The 15,415-nt window shown below is 67.9% G+C and carries 17 protein-coding genes; 11 read left to right on the plus strand and 6 right to left on the minus strand.

Features of this window, described 5'->3' with window-relative positions; genetic code table 11:
• Position 1 precedes the first annotated feature (1 nt).
• Complete coding sequence (gene secB / locus KK141_RS03575) at positions 2-493, minus strand: protein-export chaperone SecB (RefSeq protein ID WP_167253429.1); 492 nt, start codon at positions 491-493, stop codon at positions 2-4.
• A 327-nt stretch (positions 494-820) separates the two neighbouring features.
• Here secB and rpmB point away from each other — a divergent pair, with 327 nt between their 5' ends.
• From rpmB to KK141_RS03595, 4 genes are all read left to right on the plus strand, one after another.
• Complete coding sequence (rpmB, locus tag KK141_RS03580; RefSeq protein ID WP_167253427.1) at positions 821-1,057, plus strand: 50S ribosomal protein L28; 237 nt, start codon at positions 821-823, stop codon at positions 1,055-1,057.
• Between the two features lie 13 nt (positions 1,058-1,070).
• Complete coding sequence (gene rpmG, locus KK141_RS03585; RefSeq protein WP_026635435.1) at positions 1,071-1,238, plus strand: 50S ribosomal protein L33; 168 nt, start codon at positions 1,071-1,073, stop codon at positions 1,236-1,238.
• Between the two features lie 283 nt (positions 1,239-1,521).
• On the plus strand, positions 1,522-1,776 hold the full coding sequence (locus tag KK141_RS03590) for a type II toxin-antitoxin system prevent-host-death family antitoxin (RefSeq protein ID WP_214572783.1): 255 nt from the start codon (positions 1,522-1,524) through the stop codon (positions 1,774-1,776).
• Between the two features lie 16 nt (positions 1,777-1,792).
• Positions 1,793-2,059, plus strand: a complete 267-nt coding sequence (locus KK141_RS03595) for a Txe/YoeB family addiction module toxin (RefSeq protein ID WP_214572784.1) — start codon at positions 1,793-1,795, stop codon at positions 2,057-2,059.
• An 81-nt stretch (positions 2,060-2,140) separates the two neighbouring features.
• Here KK141_RS03595 and KK141_RS03600 read toward each other — a convergent pair whose 3' ends face one another.
• From KK141_RS03600 to KK141_RS03610, 3 genes are all read right to left on the minus strand, one after another.
• Complete coding sequence (locus tag KK141_RS03600) at positions 2,141-4,639, minus strand: prolyl oligopeptidase family serine peptidase (protein WP_214572785.1); 2,499 nt, start codon at positions 4,637-4,639, stop codon at positions 2,141-2,143.
• A gap of 118 nt (positions 4,640-4,757) precedes the next feature.
• A complete protein-coding gene (locus tag KK141_RS03605) occupies positions 4,758-5,405 on the minus strand; it encodes a hypothetical protein (RefSeq protein ID WP_214572786.1) in 648 nt (215 codons plus the stop codon).
• 189 nt (positions 5,406-5,594) lie between these two features.
• Positions 5,595-6,443, minus strand: coding sequence for a C2 family cysteine protease (locus KK141_RS03610; protein ID WP_214572787.1), 849 nt, complete (start codon positions 6,441-6,443; stop codon positions 5,595-5,597).
• Between the two features lie 141 nt (positions 6,444-6,584).
• Between KK141_RS03610 and KK141_RS03615 the strand changes: the two genes are divergently transcribed.
• Entirely contained in the window at positions 6,585-7,694 is a 1,110-nt protein-coding gene (locus tag KK141_RS03615) for a saccharopine dehydrogenase NADP-binding domain-containing protein (protein WP_214572788.1), read from the plus strand.
• A gap of 1 nt (position 7,695) precedes the next feature.
• Here the strand turns inward: KK141_RS03615 and KK141_RS03620 are convergent, their stop codons facing one another.
• Positions 7,696-8,232, minus strand: a complete 537-nt coding sequence (locus tag KK141_RS03620; protein WP_214572789.1) for a DUF4166 domain-containing protein — start codon at positions 8,230-8,232, stop codon at positions 7,696-7,698.
• A gap of 94 nt (positions 8,233-8,326) precedes the next feature.
• Positions 8,327-9,523 carry a fatty acid desaturase gene (locus KK141_RS03625; protein WP_214572790.1) on the minus strand — a complete coding sequence of 399 codons (1,197 nt, stop codon included), beginning with the start codon at positions 9,521-9,523 and terminating at the stop codon, positions 8,327-8,329.
• A 161-nt stretch (positions 9,524-9,684) separates the two neighbouring features.
• On the opposite strand from KK141_RS03625, the gene KK141_RS03630 reads away from it, so the two are divergent.
• The 6 genes from KK141_RS03630 to mutM all read left to right on the plus strand — a co-directional run bounded on the left by KK141_RS03630 (position 9,685) and on the right by mutM (position 15,394).
• Positions 9,685-10,422 (plus strand): ABC transporter ATP-binding protein, encoded by a 738-nt coding sequence (locus tag KK141_RS03630; protein ID WP_214572791.1) that lies wholly within the window; start codon positions 9,685-9,687, stop codon positions 10,420-10,422.
• A complete protein-coding gene (locus tag KK141_RS03635; protein WP_214572792.1) occupies positions 10,419-11,207 on the plus strand; it encodes an ABC transporter permease in 789 nt (262 codons plus the stop codon). The genes KK141_RS03630 and KK141_RS03635 overlap by 4 nt, the downstream gene beginning before the upstream one ends.
• The gene (locus tag KK141_RS03640) at positions 11,207-12,559 is read left to right on the plus strand and encodes a GldG family protein (RefSeq protein WP_214572793.1); all 1,353 of its coding nucleotides are present in this window, start codon (positions 11,207-11,209) and stop codon (positions 12,557-12,559) included. The genes KK141_RS03635 and KK141_RS03640 overlap by 1 nt, the downstream gene beginning before the upstream one ends.
• A complete protein-coding gene (locus tag KK141_RS03645) occupies positions 12,556-13,038 on the plus strand; it encodes a DUF4340 domain-containing protein (RefSeq protein WP_214572794.1) in 483 nt (160 codons plus the stop codon). Before KK141_RS03640 ends, KK141_RS03645 begins: the two co-directional genes overlap by 4 nt.
• A gap of 97 nt (positions 13,039-13,135) precedes the next feature.
• Positions 13,136-14,557, plus strand: a complete 1,422-nt coding sequence (gndA, locus tag KK141_RS03650; RefSeq protein ID WP_214572795.1) for an NADP-dependent phosphogluconate dehydrogenase — start codon at positions 13,136-13,138, stop codon at positions 14,555-14,557.
• Between the two features lie 12 nt (positions 14,558-14,569).
• Entirely contained in the window at positions 14,570-15,394 is an 825-nt protein-coding gene (gene mutM / locus KK141_RS03655; protein ID WP_214572796.1) for a bifunctional DNA-formamidopyrimidine glycosylase/DNA-(apurinic or apyrimidinic site) lyase, read from the plus strand.
• Positions 15,395-15,415: the final 21 nt, after the last annotated feature.

Raw genomic sequence — 15,415 nt, forward strand, 5'->3', positions numbered from 1 at the left:
CTCAGCTGTTGAGGACCGGAGCCTCGTCGCCGCCGGCACTGCGGCGCTGCTGCTCGGCGTAGAGCGCGTCGAAGTTGATCGGCTGCAGCAGGAACGGCGGGAAGCCGCCCTCCATCACCAGCGAGGAGATCACCTGGCGGGCGTAGGGGAACAGCAGGTTCGGGCAGTAGCTGCCGATGATGCCGGCGTGGTCCGCCTCGCTGAAGCCCGACACGCCGAACACGCCGGCCTGCTTCACTTCGGCCAGGTAGGCGGTGCGCTCGCCCAGGGTGCAGGTCAGGGTGAGGCTGAGCACCACTTCGTACAGGTCGTTGCCCAGTTCGGTGGCCTGCTGGCCCAGGTTGAGCTGGACCTGCGGCTGCTGGTCGGTCTCGCCGATCTCCTGGAAGATGTGCGGAGCGTTGGGCGCCTCGAACGACACATCCTTGACGTAGATCTTCTGCAGCACCAGCTGCGGCTGGCCGGCCTGGCCGTTGGCGTTGACGTCTGCCATCTGTGAAACCCCTCGATCTGGATTACGGAAAAGGACAAAGAGGCCGATTGTTCCATACATCCCGGCAGGCCGCCATGCGAACTATCCGGACTTTCGGACCGCCCCCCAAGCCCCGGAACTGCTTAAAGATTGCGCAAGCCCCCGGGTTTCTGAGAGAATTCTCGGCTCGGCCATGCCGGCCCGGCCTTACGGGCACGTCCGCGACGCGATGCGGACCTCACGGCAGCCCCCGGAAAGCAGCACCCTCCAGCATCGCGTGGCGCATGGCGCCGCTGGGCCGATGTCGCCCTGGCCAACGGGCGGTCTACAGAATCCACGGAGGTCATCATGGCCCGTATTTGCCAAGTCACCGGAAAGGGTGTGCAGACTGGTAACAACGTCTCGCATGCCAACAACAAGACCCGTCGCCGCTGGTTGCCGAACCTGCATGAGCGTCGCTTCTGGGTCGCCAGCGAGAACCGCTGGGTGAAACTGCGCGTCTCCAACCAGGCGCTGCGCACCATCGACAAGAAGGGCATCGAGGCCGTGATCGCCGACCTGCGTGCCCGCGGCGAGAAGATCTGAGGAGCCCTAAGCCATGTCCAAGAGCAAGAGCGACAAGATCCGCCTGATCTCCTCCGCCGGCACCGGCCACTTCTACACCACGCAGAAGAACAAGAAGAACACCCCGGACAAGTTCGAGTTCAAGAAGTACGATCCGGTGGTCCGCAAGCACGTGATCTACAAGGAAGGCAAGATCAAGTAATTGATCTGCGCTCCATGAAAAACCCGCCCATGTGGCGGGTTTTTTTTTCGCCTTGCGGAGCCTCCTTTTGTCTGAATTTCGGCCGCAAAGCTGGCTTGAGGTCAGGCCTGGCGGATAGCCTGGGCAAGCCATAGGGAATCAAGAAAGTCATTGCCATGGGTGTCTGGACAGGTCTGAGCTGACTGCTTGTTGCGGCTTCAGGACATGCCCTAAACTCGACTTGTGCAAGAACATGCACAAGTCAAGAAAAGCATCCGAGCCAGCGGCAAGACAGGAGAACCCTATGCGAGTCGTCAGTTTTTCCGACGCCCGTAACAACCTCAAAGAGGTGCTGGATACCGTGGCAAGCGACTGCTCCATCACCATCATCCATCGCCGCGATCACGAAGACGCCGTCGTCATGTCCCTGGCGGACTACAACTCGATGGCGGACACCGTGCACCTGCTCAGCAACCAGGCCAACCGCGATCACCTCGCCAGGTCCATCGCTCAGTTCAAGGCGGGCAAGGCCAGGAAGCGCACGCTGATCGAGGAGTAGGAAAGGAGCGCGCTTGATGGCACGAAGTATCAAGTTCACGGACGAAGCCTGGAAGGACTACCAGGACTGGGCCGAAGACAAGAAAACCCTGAAGAAGATACATACGCTCATCAAAGAGGCGCAAAGGACTCCGAACGACGGCCTGGGCGATCCTCACCCGCTGAGCGGCGATCTGACCGGCTTCTGGTCCCGATCGATCAACATGAAGGATCGCCTGGTCTACGCCTTCGATGGCGAGTGCATCTTCATCATCAGCTGCAAGTTCCACTACGGCGAGCACTGAAATCGGAGCGCGGGATCCGCGCTCCTTCAAGCATGGCGGCAGGATGCCGGCGCGGACGAGACGTCCGCGCCGAGGCCAGAGTCAGGGAGCAGCCTTGCCCTGCTCCTTCGCCGCCGCCTTGGGCGCGGCGTTCTTCACGTACTTGTCGAACCAGGTGAGCATCTCGTACACCTCCTGCTCGTTCGACTCCATCGCCGTGTACCAGTGCGGCTCGTGCGGCAGCATCACCAGGCGCGTGGTGCCGCCCAGGCCGCGGATGGCCTGGAACAGCTTGGGCGACTGCACCGGCTCGGTGCCGGGGTTGGCGTCGTCCATGCCATGCATGATCAGCAGCGGTGACTTGATCTTGTCGGCGTTGAAGAAGGCCGAGGCCTGCTCGTACACCTTCGGCGCCTGCCACAGCGAGCGGCGTTCGTTCTGGAAGCCGAACGGGGTGAGGTCCTTGTTGTAGCCGCCGCTGGTGGCGACGCCGGCGCGGAACAGATCGGTGTGCGCGAGCAGGTTGGCGGTCATCAGCGCGCCATGGCTGTGGCCGGTGACGCCGATGCGCTCGCGGTCGACCACGCCCAGCTCCACCGCCTTGTCCACCGCGGCCTGCGCGTCCATCACCAGCTGCTCGACATAGGTGTCGTACGCCGTGCGCGGGTCGCCGACGATCGGGAACGACGCGTTGTCGATGATGGCGTAGCCCGACAGCAGCAGCAGCCGATAGCCGCGCAGCAGATCGAACTTCTGCTGCGATCCGCTCACCTGCCCGGCCTTGCTCGGATCGGCGAAGTCCTGCGGATAGGCGTACAGCACGGCCGGCAGGCGCGTGCCTTCCTTGTAGCCCGGCGGCGTGTACAGGGTGAACGAGAGTTCCACGCCATCCTTGCGCTTGTAGGTGACCAGCCGCTTGGCGATGCCGCGCACCTGCGGCGTCGGGTCGGCGATATGCGTGATCGCCTCGCTGCTCGAAGCGAACACCGCTTCGCCCGGCTTGGCGTCGCTCACCGGCGCGCCCAGCGCATGCAGGAACAGATTCGGCGGCTCGGCCGGCGACTGCCGCGCGGTGATGAAGCGCTCGCCGCCAGCCAGCACTGCCTGCGCGCTTTCGTAGTGGTCCGCGCCGTCGCCGCGGAACAGGCGCTCGGTGCGCCCGCTCGACAAGGCGTAGCGATCGAGGAAGGGACGGTCGCCCTGCGGCGTGCCGCCGGTGCCGGCCAGGTAGACATAGTCGCCTTCCTGCCGCACCACACGCGCGCCGTTCGGCAGCTGCTGCATCAGCAGCGAGCCGGGCTGCTTGTAGTTCTCGTCCATCGAGTAATCCCACACCGTGCGCGCGGGCTTCGATGGATGCGCGACGTCGATGCGAGCGATATGGATCCAGCGCTTGTTGGCGTCGTACTCGTAGACGAAGGGCTCGTCGCCCTGCGCCAGCCAGCGCATGCCGCTGTAGCGCTGGGTGGTGCGCGCCACTTCCTGCGGCTTGCCGTTGAACGGCGCGCTCCACAGCATCACCTTGTCGCGCTGCGGGACATTGACCTTCCAGTCGCCCTGGTCCAACGCCTCCGGCCACACCAGGGTGGCCGGCGCATTGGCGCGCCAGTCGAAATCGCGCGGCCCCACCGGCACGCCGCGCACCGGCACGCGGTCGGCCACCGGCAGCGAAGCGATCGCGGTGGACTGGCCGGTGCGCACGTCGAGCACACTGACGTCGCGCGCGAAACGCTCGTAGGTGGTGACGTACGAGTACGGCTTCTTCAGCGTTTCCACCAGCACGTGCTCGCCATCCGGCGCGCCGGAAACACCGGCAAGCACGCCCGGCTTGCCCACCGCCTTGACGCTGCCGCTGGCCGCGTCGACCACCGCGAGCTGCGCGGTGCCGTAATACTCGAACAGCGCTTCGTCTTCGGGACTGCCCAGCGTGTCGCGGGCTTCGTAGGTGCTGCTCTCGCCCTTGCCGCCGATCGATTCCTTGATTTCCGGCCCGGAGGTCTCGCTCACCTTGGGCGCCGCGCCGAGATTTGCCGGCACCTGCTTCACCAGCAGCGAATCGCTGCCGTGCAGCCATTGCACGTCGTCTTCCATCACCGGGTTCAGCCACACGCCTTCCACGCGGCGCGCCTGGCCGGTGAGCGCATCGCCGAGCCACAGTTCGGTGCGTTCTTTGGTGGTGTTGGCGAAGGCGAAGCGGCGGCCGTCGGGCGACCACTGCGGCACGCTCGGGCAGGCGTCGGCCGGCAGCGTCACCGGCAGCTGCTTGTGACTGGCCACATCTTCCACGGTGAAGCTCTTCAGGCAGGTGCGGATGCCGTAGCCGCTCGACGCATCGTGCCGTGCATGATTGGCCGGCTCGATGCGCAGGCCGGCGAGCTTGAGATAAGGCTCGGCCACGCGCGCGATCGGCGGGTACTGCGACTGCTCGACCAGCAACATGCGCGAGCGGGTGGGATCGAGCATCGGGATCGCCGGCAGCGGCGCATGCATCAGGCCCAGCAGCGGCTCGGGCGGCTTGTCGTAGCCGGCCAGCACGGCGGCGGGCAGGCAGGCGAGCAAGGCGGCGGCAAGGGCGAGTGCCCTGGGGTTGGCGGACGGCATCGTGCGGTCTCCTGAAGGGGCGCCCCGAGTGGCGGGCGCGACCGTAGGAAGTTACACCGCTGCAAGCAGCGGCACCGCCATGCTGTTAGTCATGTAGGGGGAAGCCGCGGCGGCGCGTTCAAGCGCCGGGCGTGAGCTCGAATTCGATCCAGGCCGGGTGGTCCTGCGTCTGTCCTTCGACGGCCTTGACCGTGAGCGTGGCGCCGCCGACCTGCAGCCGGTCGCCCGCTTTCACCGCCTGCTGCCGGATCTGCTGCGGCGGCACGCTGTCGCGCGGGAAGGCGGCGGTCAGCCATTCGACGGTGGCGCTCTGCGGCGCGTGCTTGTCCGGCGTCCACGCCAGCACGCGCAGGTCGTAGGCGGCTTTCACTTCCGGCCCGCCGATGCGCAGCCGGCCTTCTTCACTGACGAACACGTGGCCGGGCGAACCCGCGCGCACCGCTTCGGCGTCGATCGCCACATGGCCCTGGCGATCGCTTTCGCTGGGCATGGCCAGCTTGCTCACGCGGTGCAGGCCGTCGGCCAGCGGCAGCAGCATCTTCTCGCCCAGCACCATGGTGCTTTCGACGTGCATCGGCGCGTCGCGCATTTCGATCAAGGTGGCGCGCGCGCCGGGCATCGCACCCTGGAACGGCGGCGGCGTGGCGACGATGGACGACACGCCCACGCGCGAGCGGCCGATCACGCCGGCGCGGCCGCGGAGGATCTCGATTTCTGCGGGGACTTCGGCCGAAGCGGCCTGGTGCTGATCGCTGGAGCTGGACATGGATTTCCCTGCCTGCGTCGACCCTGCGGAAGTGCCGGCCGAAAGTAGCAGCAGCGCCGCGAACGCGACAAGGCGCCCCGCGCTGGGGCGCCTCGCCTTGGACTGGCCTGCATCGATGCTGTTCATCGGTCGAGCTTGCCACGCGGTTTGTCGATGGCGGATGACCGCCATCACAGCGCGGCGCATGGCTCAGGCGTTGCCGATCTCCACTTCATCGACCGAACCGTCGTTGATCTTGTCCAGCGGGATGTTCTGCGGCTGATCGAAGCCCCAGGGATTGCGCAGCTCCAGGTACTTCTTGCCGTCCGGCCCGGTGCACACGCCGGTCACCGTGTAGGCATGGCCGCCCACCAGGCCGTGCGGATTCTTGCCGGCTTCCATGCCCGCCTGGTTGCCGTCGGATTCGGGCGTGGCGATGGTCACCAGCTTGCCGTCCTTCAGCGCCTGCTCGATCTTGCCGGCGCCATCCTGGGGCGAATAGGCGTCGGCGCTCTTGCCGGTCAGCGCGGTCATGGCGTCGGCGGGATGGCCGCCGTTGCCGATCGCGTCGTAGCCGCCCTGCATCTTGGCGTAGGCCGCTTCCAGCACTTCCGGCCATTTGGCGGTGCCATCACTGGAGCTGGTGCCGTTGGACGGCAGGTCCTTGTCGCTGACGGTGATCTTCACGTCGTGATAGTCGTCGCCAAACAGGCCCCACAGATTGCCGGCGCTGTTGTCCTTCTGGTGCGGGAAGGTCACGGTGAAGGTGCCATTGCCGTTGTCGTGGATCATGTTCTTGATCTGATCCGGATGCTGCTGCGCCAGCGCGGCGATGCTGGCGTCGAAATAGCAGTCGCCGTAGCCTTCCTGCTTCACATCGTTCGGATTGGGCTGGCTGCTGTTGGAGAAGTCCGGCTGGCCGTTGGCGTTGTTGTAGAGCGAGCGGTTCGGCGCGCTGTTGTCGGGGCCGATCTTCGGATCCAGCACCGGGTTGTGTTCGGCCAGGCCGAGGAAGCGCTGGATATCGACACCGGCGAACGCGACGTTGACGCTGGACATGATGGCTTGCTCCGAACCGTGGAAACCCTGTGCATCGCATAAGACCCGATGCGCTCCCGCCGGGCCTAGCTAGGTCGATCCCTACCTAGGGCCACCCCCAGGTCATGCTGTAATGCCCGCTTTGGCGAGCGGAGCCCAGGGATGGCCTTGCGGGTGGTGGTGATCGGCGCGACCGGCGTGTTCGGTTCGCGCGTGGCGCAGCGGCTGGCGCGCGATGCGCGCTTCGAGCTGGTACTGGCCGGGCGGCGGCGCGATGCATTGGAAGCGATGCGTGCGTCGTTTGAAGATCCATCCGTCCGCATCGCCACGCTCGACACCGGCGATGCCGGCTTCGCCGCGGCGCTCGCCGCACTGCAGCCGCAGCTGGTGATCCACACCGCCGGCCCGTTCCAGGGCCAGGACTATCGCGTGGCGGAAGCGTGCCTCGCGGCAGGCAGCGACTATGTCGACCTGGCCGATGGCCGCGGCTTCGTCACCGGCATCGAACGCCTGCACGAACGCGCGCTGGCGGCAGGGCGACTGCTGGTTACCGGCGCCTCCAGCGTGCCGGCCTTGAGCGCCGCCGCCGTCGATGCGCTGCTGCCGCGCTTCGCCATGCTGGAAACGATCGAGCACACCATCAATCCCGGCAACCGGACACCGCGCGGCGACGCCACGGTGGCGTCGATCCTGGGCTACTGCGGCCGTCCGATCCGCGTATGGCGCGACGGACGCTGGCAGGTGACACATGGCTGGATGGACAGCCGCATGCAGCGCTTTCCGTTCGGCCGGCGGCGCGTGGGCGCGTGCGAGATTCCGGACCTGGATCTGTTCCCCGCGCGCTATCCGCAGGTACGCACCGTGATGTTCCGCGCCGGCCTCGAACTGCCGCTGCTGCAAGGCGGCACCTGGTGCGCGGCGGTGCTTGTGCGGCTAGGCTTGATCCGCAACCTTGCTGCGTATGCACCCGCACTGCGTCGCTTCAGCGAGCTGTTTCTACGCTTCGGTTCCGAGGTGGGCGGCATGACGGTGGAGCTGGGCGGCATCGCCGCCGATGGGCGTGTGCTGAAGCTGCGCTGGTGGCTGAGCGCGGATGAGGGCGACGGCCCGCAGGTGCCGGTGACGCCGGCCGTGGTGCTGGCGCGGCGCATGGCGGATGGATGGATCGACGCCAAAGGCGCGACGCCGTGCGTAGGCCTGCTGACGCTGGAGCAGATCGAAGCGGGCTTCGACGGCTACGCGCTGCGCACGGGCGTCGAAGCGTTCGAGTGAGTCAGTCGATGTCGAGCCAGCCGCGGTAAGCGATCAACTGCCCGAGCAGCGGCAGGCGCGTATCGATATGGAATACGTAGCGTCCGTCTTCCGCGAGGCTGTGCGAGAACACGCTGCCGAACATGGCGCGCGGCAACGGCAGGCCGAGCAGTCGGCCCTGCTGCAGCTGCCAATCGATCGCGTCGCCGTCGCGGCGCAGGGCGAAGTACAGCGAGACGGGGCCTAGGCGTTCGCGCAGATGGATGCCGTCCGCGGCGCGTTCCAGGGTGGAACGCATGCGGCCGTTGGCGAAGCTGCGCGTCCACGTTTCGCTCCCTTCCGAACGTTCGATGCTGAGCGCGATGGCCTGGTCCGCGCCGGGTTCCGGCAGGCCGAGCACGCGGCGCAGCAGGCGCGCGAACGGATGGCGTGCGCCGTCGACCTGCGCCACGCCGTGCGCGCTCAGCGAAACCGTGCCGCCGTGCATGCGCTGCACCGGTTCGGCGAGCAACGGCCAATCGGTCGGACCGATCAAGGCGGGGAAGAGAGGCTCGGGCATCGCGCGATCATCCGTGGCCTGTGCGTGGCGGACAAGCGCCCATAAAAAAAGCCCGCCGATCGGCGGGCTTTTTTAATTTCGACAGGCGCTGCGCTTAAGCCGCGCTGCTCACCGCGTAACCCTTCAGGCGCTGCGCGAAATCCTGCAGCACGCGGATGCCGCTCTGCTCGGCCTCGGCGATCCACTGCTGCAGGCCCTTGAGGCTCTGCTCGGCGCCGCGCTGTTCCATCAGTTCGGCCAGACGGGTGCGGAAATCGCACACGGTGCGCAGGGTCGGGCGCTTGGCCAGGGCGGCCTGCAGGCGCTCGCGGCCTTCGCTGTCCAGCCAGCGGCCACCGTCGGCCAGCGAGCGGCGCATGCGGCGCGGCATCGCCTTGAGGCTTTCGCCGGCGTGCTGGGCTTCGTCGCGCAGGGTCGGCACGATCACGCCGCGGTAGTAGTCGGTCATCGCCTGGAAACGATGGGTCAGCACGGCCTTCAGCGTCTCGGCGTCGGGCAGGTGCACGTTCGGGCGGATGTCCAACGTGGGCGCCACGCGCATCACCTTGGCCAGGCCCACCGTGCGCAGCGCGCAGATCACCGCCCAGCCGATGTCGAACTCCCACTTGCGCAGGGCGAACTTGGCGGAGCTCGGGAAAGCGTGGTGGTTGTTGTGCAGCTCTTCGCCGCCGATCCACACGCCCCACGGCGCCAGGTTGGTGGCCGTGTCGGCGCTCTCGAAGTTGCGGTAGCCCCACCAGTGGCCGATGCCGTTGACGAAGCCGGCGGCCCAGAACGGGATCCAGATCATCTGCACCGCCCAGATGGCCGCGCCGATCACACCGAACAGCGCCAGGTTGATCAGCAGCATCAGGGTCGGACCCCAGTACGGGTGGCCGCCGAACAGCTTGCGCTCGATCCAGTCGTCCGGGGTGCCGCGGCCGTACTTCTCCAGGTCTTCCTTGATGTAGCTGGCGTCGCGGTACAGCGACACGCCGTCCCAGAACACCTTCTTGATGCCGTAGATCTGCGGGCTATGCGGATCTTCCTCGGTCTCCACCTTGGCGTGGTGCTTGCGGTGCACCGCCACCCACTCCCTCACCACCATGCCGGTGGTGAGCCAGCCCCAGAAGCGGAAGAAGTTGGCCAGGGCGGGGTGGAAGTCCACGCCGCGATGGGTCTGGCTGCGGTGCAGGTACAGCGTCACCGTGAAAATGGTGAGCTGCGTCATCACCAGCAGGTAGACCAGCATGGCGACCCAGCCGGCCCCGGTGAGGCCGTTGGACAGGAAGTTCAGCACTGCGTCGAGCATGGGAAACACTCAGTAGGGTGAAAAGTCAGTCTAATCGAGGGTTTCCGTACCCACCAGCATGGGAAATCATGCCTGCGTAGCGATGCCGCAGAACGTGTTTCAGCGCGCAAGAACGCCCCCGCCGTCTGTTCAAACGGTGGGGGCGCCGTGACAATCATGCAATGACTCTGCCACACCCCCTGTTAAAGCTTGATCAGGTTCGGCGCCTCCGCGCCGGGCGCCCGGCCGTGGAGCGTCTCAGCCTGACGCTGGACCGGGGGCAGATCCTCGGCCTGCTGGGCGTCAACGGGGCCGGCAAGTCCACCACGCTGGCCATGATCGCCGGTGCGCTCAAGCCGCACGAAGGCCATATCGAGCTGGACGGCGAGGTGTTCGCCGAGCACCCGGAACGGGCCCGCAGCCTGATCGGCTGGCTGCCGGAACGTGCCCCGCATTGGCCGGAACTGACCGTTTTGGAACATCTGAAGGCGCATGGCCGTCTGCGTGGATTGCGCGCCAGCGGACTGAAGCAAGCCTGCGAGTCCACCATCGAGCGCCTGGAACTGGCCCCGCTGCTGCGCCGCCTGGCCGGCGTGCTGTCGCAGGGCCAGCGCCAGCGGCTGGGCCTGGCCTGCGCGGTGCTGCACAAGCCGAAGCTGCTGGTGCTGGACGAACCCGGCAATGCGCTCGACCCGGTCCAGGTGGCCGCGCTGCGCAAGATCATCCGCGAGGAAGCCGCCGGCGGCGCCGCGGTGATCCTGTCCACGCATCTGCTGGCCGAGACCACCGCCGTGTGCGACCGCGTGGCGATCCTGCACGAGGGCCAGCTGCGCCACGATGCCGCGCTGGACGGCGGGCACGAAGCGCTGGAACACACGTTTTTCGAGATCGCGATGAGCGGGAAGGACCAGGCCGCATGAGTTCGATGTTGTCCGTGGCCCGCCTGGAGCTGCGCCGCCTGCTGGTCCGTCCGCTGGCCTGGGTGCTGGCCGCGCTCACCCTGGCCCAGCTGGCCTGGCGCTTCGTGCTGCTGCTGGGCAGCTTCCTCGACAACCAGATCAAGCTGGCCGCCCTGCCCGGCGGCCCCGGCTATACCGACCTGGTCGGCGTCCCGCTGCTGGGCAGCACGCTGACCATGGGCGTGCTGCCGTTCGGCCTCACCGAGCTGGCCCTGCTGGTGGTGCCGCTGCTCACCATGTCGACCCTGGCCGGCGACCGCGCCAACGGCACCCTGCCCCTGCTGGCCTCCAGCGGCACCTCGCCCGCGGCCATCGTGCTGGGCAAGTACCTGGCCGTGCTGCTGTGGCTGCTGGGCTGGCTGGCGCTGACGGTGGCCATGCCGCTGAGCCTGGCGCACGGCACCCAGCTGGACTGGGGCAAGTTCGCCGCCGCCGTGCTGGGCCTGGCGCTGACATTGGCCGCGCTGGGCGCGCTCGGCGTGGCCTGCTCGGCGTTCGCCTCGCTGCCGGCCGTGGCCGCCACCGCCAGCCTCACGCTGGGGCTGGCGCTGTTCACCGCCAACCTGGCCGCGCAGAAGGCCGGCATCGGCAACGGGCTGTGGAACTGGCTGTCGCTGAGCACGCATCTGGAAGCCCTGCTGCGCGGCCTGGTGTCCAGCGCCGACCTGGCCTGGTTCGCGCTGGTGATCGCCATCGCGCTGACGCTGGCGACACGCCGCGTCGCCGCCGACAAGGAGCGTGGCTGATGCGCCTGACCGGAACCCTGCGCGGCTGGCTGTTCGCGCTGGCGCTGTTCGCCGCGGCGGGCGCGGCCGGCTATCTCACCTATCGCCACGACTACGTCGCCGACTGGAGCCACGACAGCCGCTCCAGCCTCTCGCCCGAAAGCCGCGCCGTGCTCGACGCAGTCAAGGGCCCGGTCGAGATCGTCAGCTATGCGAACCCGCAGGGCGACCTGCGCCAGACGGTGGGCAGCTTTATCGAGCGCTACCGCCGCTTCAAGCACGACCTCACCCTGCGCTTCGTCGATCCGCAGCAGGACCCGGCGAAGATGCGCGAGCTCGGCATCACCGTCGACGGCGCCTTGATCCTGCACTACGGCAACCGCGAGGAGCGCCTGGACGAGCTGTCCGAGCGCAGCCTCACCAATGCGCTGGAACGCCTGGCGCGCGGCGGCGAGCGCATCGTCGCCTTCGTCACCGGCGACGGCGAGCGCCGCGCGGACGGCAAGGCCAATGCGGACATGGGCATGTTCATGACGCAGCTGGAAAGCCGCGGCATGCGCGCGGTGCCGCTGAACTTCGCGCAGGTGACGGCGGTGCCGCAGCACACCGACCTGGTGGTGCTGGCCGGGCCGACGCTGGCGCTGCCGCAGGGCGCGGTGAAGGCCCTCACCGACTACGTCGCCGCCGGCGGCAACCTGCTGTGGCTGACCGAACCTTCCAACGACGATCTCGGCCTGCAGCCGCTGGCCGATACGCTGGGCGTGCACGTGCTGCCCGGCGTGCTGGTGGACGGCCAGGGCGCCGCGCTGGGCCTGAAGGACCCGCGCCTGATCACCGTGGGCAGCTATCCCGTGCATGCGATCACCCGCGGCCTCACGCTCACCACGCTGTTCCCGCAGGTCTCGGCGCTGGCGCTGGCGCGCCGCGGCGAGTGGGAAGTGCAGCCATTCCTGCGCTCGGGGCCGCAGAGCTGGACCGAGTTCCAGCCGATCGACAACGAAGGCAGCACCAGCATCCGCTACGACGCCGATGCCGGCGAGCTGAAAGGCCCGCTCGATTTCGGCCTCACCTTCGCGCGCCTCTCGCCCAGCCCGGACAAGAGCGAGCAGCGCGTGGCGATGATCGGCGACGGCGACTTCCTCTCCAACACCTTCCTCGGCAACGGCGGCAACCGCGCGCTGGGCGAGCGCGTGTTCGACTGGCTGCTGGGCGACGACGCCCTGGTCAACCTGCCGCCGCGCGGCGCGCCGGACCGCGCGATGCAGCTCAGCCAGGGCCAGTTGAACGCGGTCACGTTCGGCTTCCTGCTGGTGCTGCCGCTGGGCCTGCTGGTGCTCGGCGGACTGATCGCCTGGCGCCGGCGCCGCGCATGAAGCGCGGCACGGTGGTGTTCGTAGTGATCGCCGCGGCGCTGCTGGCCGGCGCCGGCTGGCAATGGCGGCACGACCGCGCGCAGGCGCTGGGCAGCCTGCTCGATCTCGATCCGGCCACGGTGCAGCGCATCGACCTGGCCTGGCACGGCGGCGTCACCGAGCACTACGCCAGACACGACGGCCACTGGCAGGCCGTCGACGGCACCACCCTGCCGGTCGACGAAGGCCGCCTGGAAGATCTCGCCGCCACCGCCACCGCACCGGTGCAGAGCTGGCGGCCGCTGGCGGAATTCGATCCGGCGAAGATCGGCCTGGCGCCGCCGCCGGTGGTGCTGACGCTGGACGGACAGGCGCTGAGTTTCGGCGAAGTCGCCGTCACCGGCCCGCTGCGCTATGTGCGCGCGGGCGATCGCGTGGCCCTGGTCTCGGTGCGTTTCACGCCGCGCCCGGCCAAGGCGAACACCGCCAAGGCGCCCTGAGCGAGCACCGGCCTGCGTATGATGCGGGGCACCTTGCATGCCCCGGCGACCTCCCCATATCCGAGGCATTCCCGTCATCCTCCCTGGGAGCATCCGCATGAATCGTTCGGTCGAGCAACCCGTCATCGGCGTCGTCGGCATGGCCGTGATGGGCCGCAATCTCGCGCTCAACATCGAGAGCCGCGGCCACACCGTGGCCATCTACAACCGCAGCCGCGAGAAGACCGACGAGGTCATGGCCGAGCATCCGGACAAGCGCCTGGTGCCCACTTACAGCGTGCAGGACTTCGTCGACTCGCTGCAGAAGCCGCGGCGCATCCTGCTGATGGTGAAGGCGGGCGAACCCACCGACGCCACCATCGCGGAACTGAAGCCGCTGCTGGACAAAGGCGACGTGCTGATCGACGGCGGCAACACTTTCTTCCAGGACACCATCCGCCGCGAGCGCGAATTGAACGATGCCGGCCTGCACTTCATCGGCACCGGCGTATCTGGCGGCGAGGAAGGCGCGCTGCGCGGTCCGTCGATCATGCCCGGCGGCCCGCGCGATGCGTACGACCTGGTGGCGCCGGTGCTGACCGAGATCGCCGCGCGCGCACCGGACGGCGAACCCTGCGTGGCCTACATGGGCCCGAACGGCGCCGGCCATTACGTGAAGATGGTGCACAACGGCATCGAGTACGGCGATATGCAGCTCATCTCCGAGAGCTACGCCGTGCTCAAGCAGGTGCTGGGCCTGTCCAACGAAGAGCTGGGCCAGGTCTACACGGACTGGAACCAGGGCGAACTGGACAGCTATCTGATCGCCATCACCGCCGACATCTTCGGCAAGAAAGACCCGGACACCGGCAAGGCCATGGTCGACATCATCCTCGACCGCGCCGCGCAGAAGGGCACCGGCAAGTGGACCAGCCAGAGCGCGCTGGACCTGGCCGTGCCGCTGCCGCTGATCACCGAATCGGTGTTCGCGCGCCTGCTTTCCGCGCTGAAGGACGAGCGCGTCGCCGCGAGCAAGGTGCTGGCTGGTCCTGACGCGAAGCCGTTCACCGGCGACCGCGCGGCGTTTATCGAATCGGTGCGCCGCGCGCTGTACCTGAGCAAGATCGTCTCCTACGCGCAGGGCTTCGCGCAGCTGCGCGCGGCTTCCGACGAGTACAAATGGAACCTGCCCTACGGCACCATCGCGAAGATCTTCCGCGCCGGCTGCATCATCCGCGCGCGCTTCCTGCAGAAGATCACCGACGCCTATGCGCGCGATGCGGCACTGGCCAATCTGCTGCTCGATCCATACTTCCGCGATATCGCCGCGCAATACCAGCAGGCGCTGCGCGACGTGGTTTCCGCCGCGGTGCAGGCCGGCGTGGCGGTGCCGGGTTTCGCCTCGGCGATCGCCTACTACGACAGCTACCGCGCCGAGCGCCTGCCGGCGAACCTGGTGCAGGCACAGCGCGATTACTTCGGTGCGCATACGTTCGAGCGCATCGACCGTCCCGGCAGCTTCCACGCCGACTGGTCCTGAGCAGCGCACGCCGTGCCTGAACTGCCCGAAGTCGAAACCACCCGGCGCGGCATCGCCCCGCATCTGATCGGCCGGCGCATCACCTCGGTGGTGCTGCGCCGGCCGGATCTACGCTGGCCGATTCCGCCGGAGATCGGCGAGCTGCTGCCGGGGCAGCGCATCGAGGACGTCGAGCGCCGCGCGAAGTACCTGCTGCTGCATACCGCCGTGGGCAGCGCGCTGCTGCATCTGGGCATGACCGGCGTGCTGCGCGTGCTGCCGGCGGATGCGCCGGTGGGCAAGCACGATCACGTCGATCTCGGGCTGGAAGCCGCCACCACCGGCGCGCGCGTGCTGCGCTTCACCGACGCGCGGCGTTTCGGCTGCCTGCTGTGGCAAGCGCCGGGCACCACCCACGAACTGCTGGAAAACCTCGGCCCGGAACCGCTCACCGACGATTTCGACGGCGACCTGCTATGGCGGATGTCGCGCGGCCGCACCGCGGCGGTGAAGCTGTTCCTGATGGACAACGCCGTGGTGGTGGGCGTGGGCAATATCTATGCGAGCGAGGCGCTGTTCGCCGCCGGCATCGATCCGCGCCGCGCGGCGGGTTCCGTCTCGCGTGCGCGCTATGCGCGCCTGGCCGCCGAGGTGAAGCGCATCCTGGCCTGGGCGATCGAGCGCGGCGGCACCACGCTGCGCGACTTCATCAATCCCGACGGCATGCCCGGCTACTTCGTGCGCGAACTGCAGGCCTACGGCCGCGAAGGCGAACCGTGCCGGACCTGCGGCACGGCGATCCGCCAGGTGGTGCTGGGGCAGCGCTCAACGTTCTGGTGCCCGCACTGCCAGAAATAAACTCCGGCCCGCAACGTCCGG

Origin of the sequence: Dyella sp. LX-66 (assembly GCF_018599165.1) — a bacterium.
GTDB classification, from domain to species: Bacteria; Pseudomonadota; Gammaproteobacteria; order Xanthomonadales; family Rhodanobacteraceae; genus Dyella_D; species Dyella_D marensis.

Coding starts and splice junctions, on each gene's coding strand:
- rpmG (WP_026635435.1), top strand. CDS start 1,071: ATGTCCAAGAGCAAGAGCGACAAGATCCGCCTGATCTCCTCCGCCGGC.
- KK141_RS03615 (WP_214572788.1), top strand. CDS start 6,585: ATGGCCTTGCGGGTGGTGGTGATCGGCGCGACCGGCGTGTTCGGTTCG.
- KK141_RS03610 (WP_214572787.1), bottom strand. CDS start 6,443: ATGTCCAGCGTCAACGTCGCGTTCGCCGGTGTCGATATCCAGCGCTTC.
- KK141_RS03600 (WP_214572785.1), bottom strand. CDS start 4,639: ATGCCGTCCGCCAACCCCAGGGCACTCGCCCTTGCCGCCGCCTTGCTC.
- gndA (WP_214572795.1), top strand. CDS start 13,136: ATGAATCGTTCGGTCGAGCAACCCGTCATCGGCGTCGTCGGCATGGCC.
- KK141_RS03645 (WP_214572794.1), top strand. CDS start 12,556: ATGAAGCGCGGCACGGTGGTGTTCGTAGTGATCGCCGCGGCGCTGCTG.
- KK141_RS03590 (WP_214572783.1), top strand. CDS start 1,522: ATGCGAGTCGTCAGTTTTTCCGACGCCCGTAACAACCTCAAAGAGGTG.
- KK141_RS03630 (WP_214572791.1), top strand. CDS start 9,685: ATGACTCTGCCACACCCCCTGTTAAAGCTTGATCAGGTTCGGCGCCTC.
- KK141_RS03595 (WP_214572784.1), top strand. CDS start 1,793: ATGGCACGAAGTATCAAGTTCACGGACGAAGCCTGGAAGGACTACCAG.
- KK141_RS03635 (WP_214572792.1), top strand. CDS start 10,419: ATGAGTTCGATGTTGTCCGTGGCCCGCCTGGAGCTGCGCCGCCTGCTG.
- KK141_RS03620 (WP_214572789.1), bottom strand. CDS start 8,232: ATGCCCGAGCCTCTCTTCCCCGCCTTGATCGGTCCGACCGATTGGCCG.
- KK141_RS03625 (WP_214572790.1), bottom strand. CDS start 9,523: ATGCTCGACGCAGTGCTGAACTTCCTGTCCAACGGCCTCACCGGGGCC.
- rpmB (WP_167253427.1), top strand. CDS start 821: ATGGCCCGTATTTGCCAAGTCACCGGAAAGGGTGTGCAGACTGGTAAC.
- secB (WP_167253429.1), bottom strand. CDS start 493: ATGGCAGACGTCAACGCCAACGGCCAGGCCGGCCAGCCGCAGCTGGTG.
- KK141_RS03640 (WP_214572793.1), top strand. CDS start 11,207: ATGCGCCTGACCGGAACCCTGCGCGGCTGGCTGTTCGCGCTGGCGCTG.
- KK141_RS03605 (WP_214572786.1), bottom strand. CDS start 5,405: ATGTCCAGCTCCAGCGATCAGCACCAGGCCGCTTCGGCCGAAGTCCCC.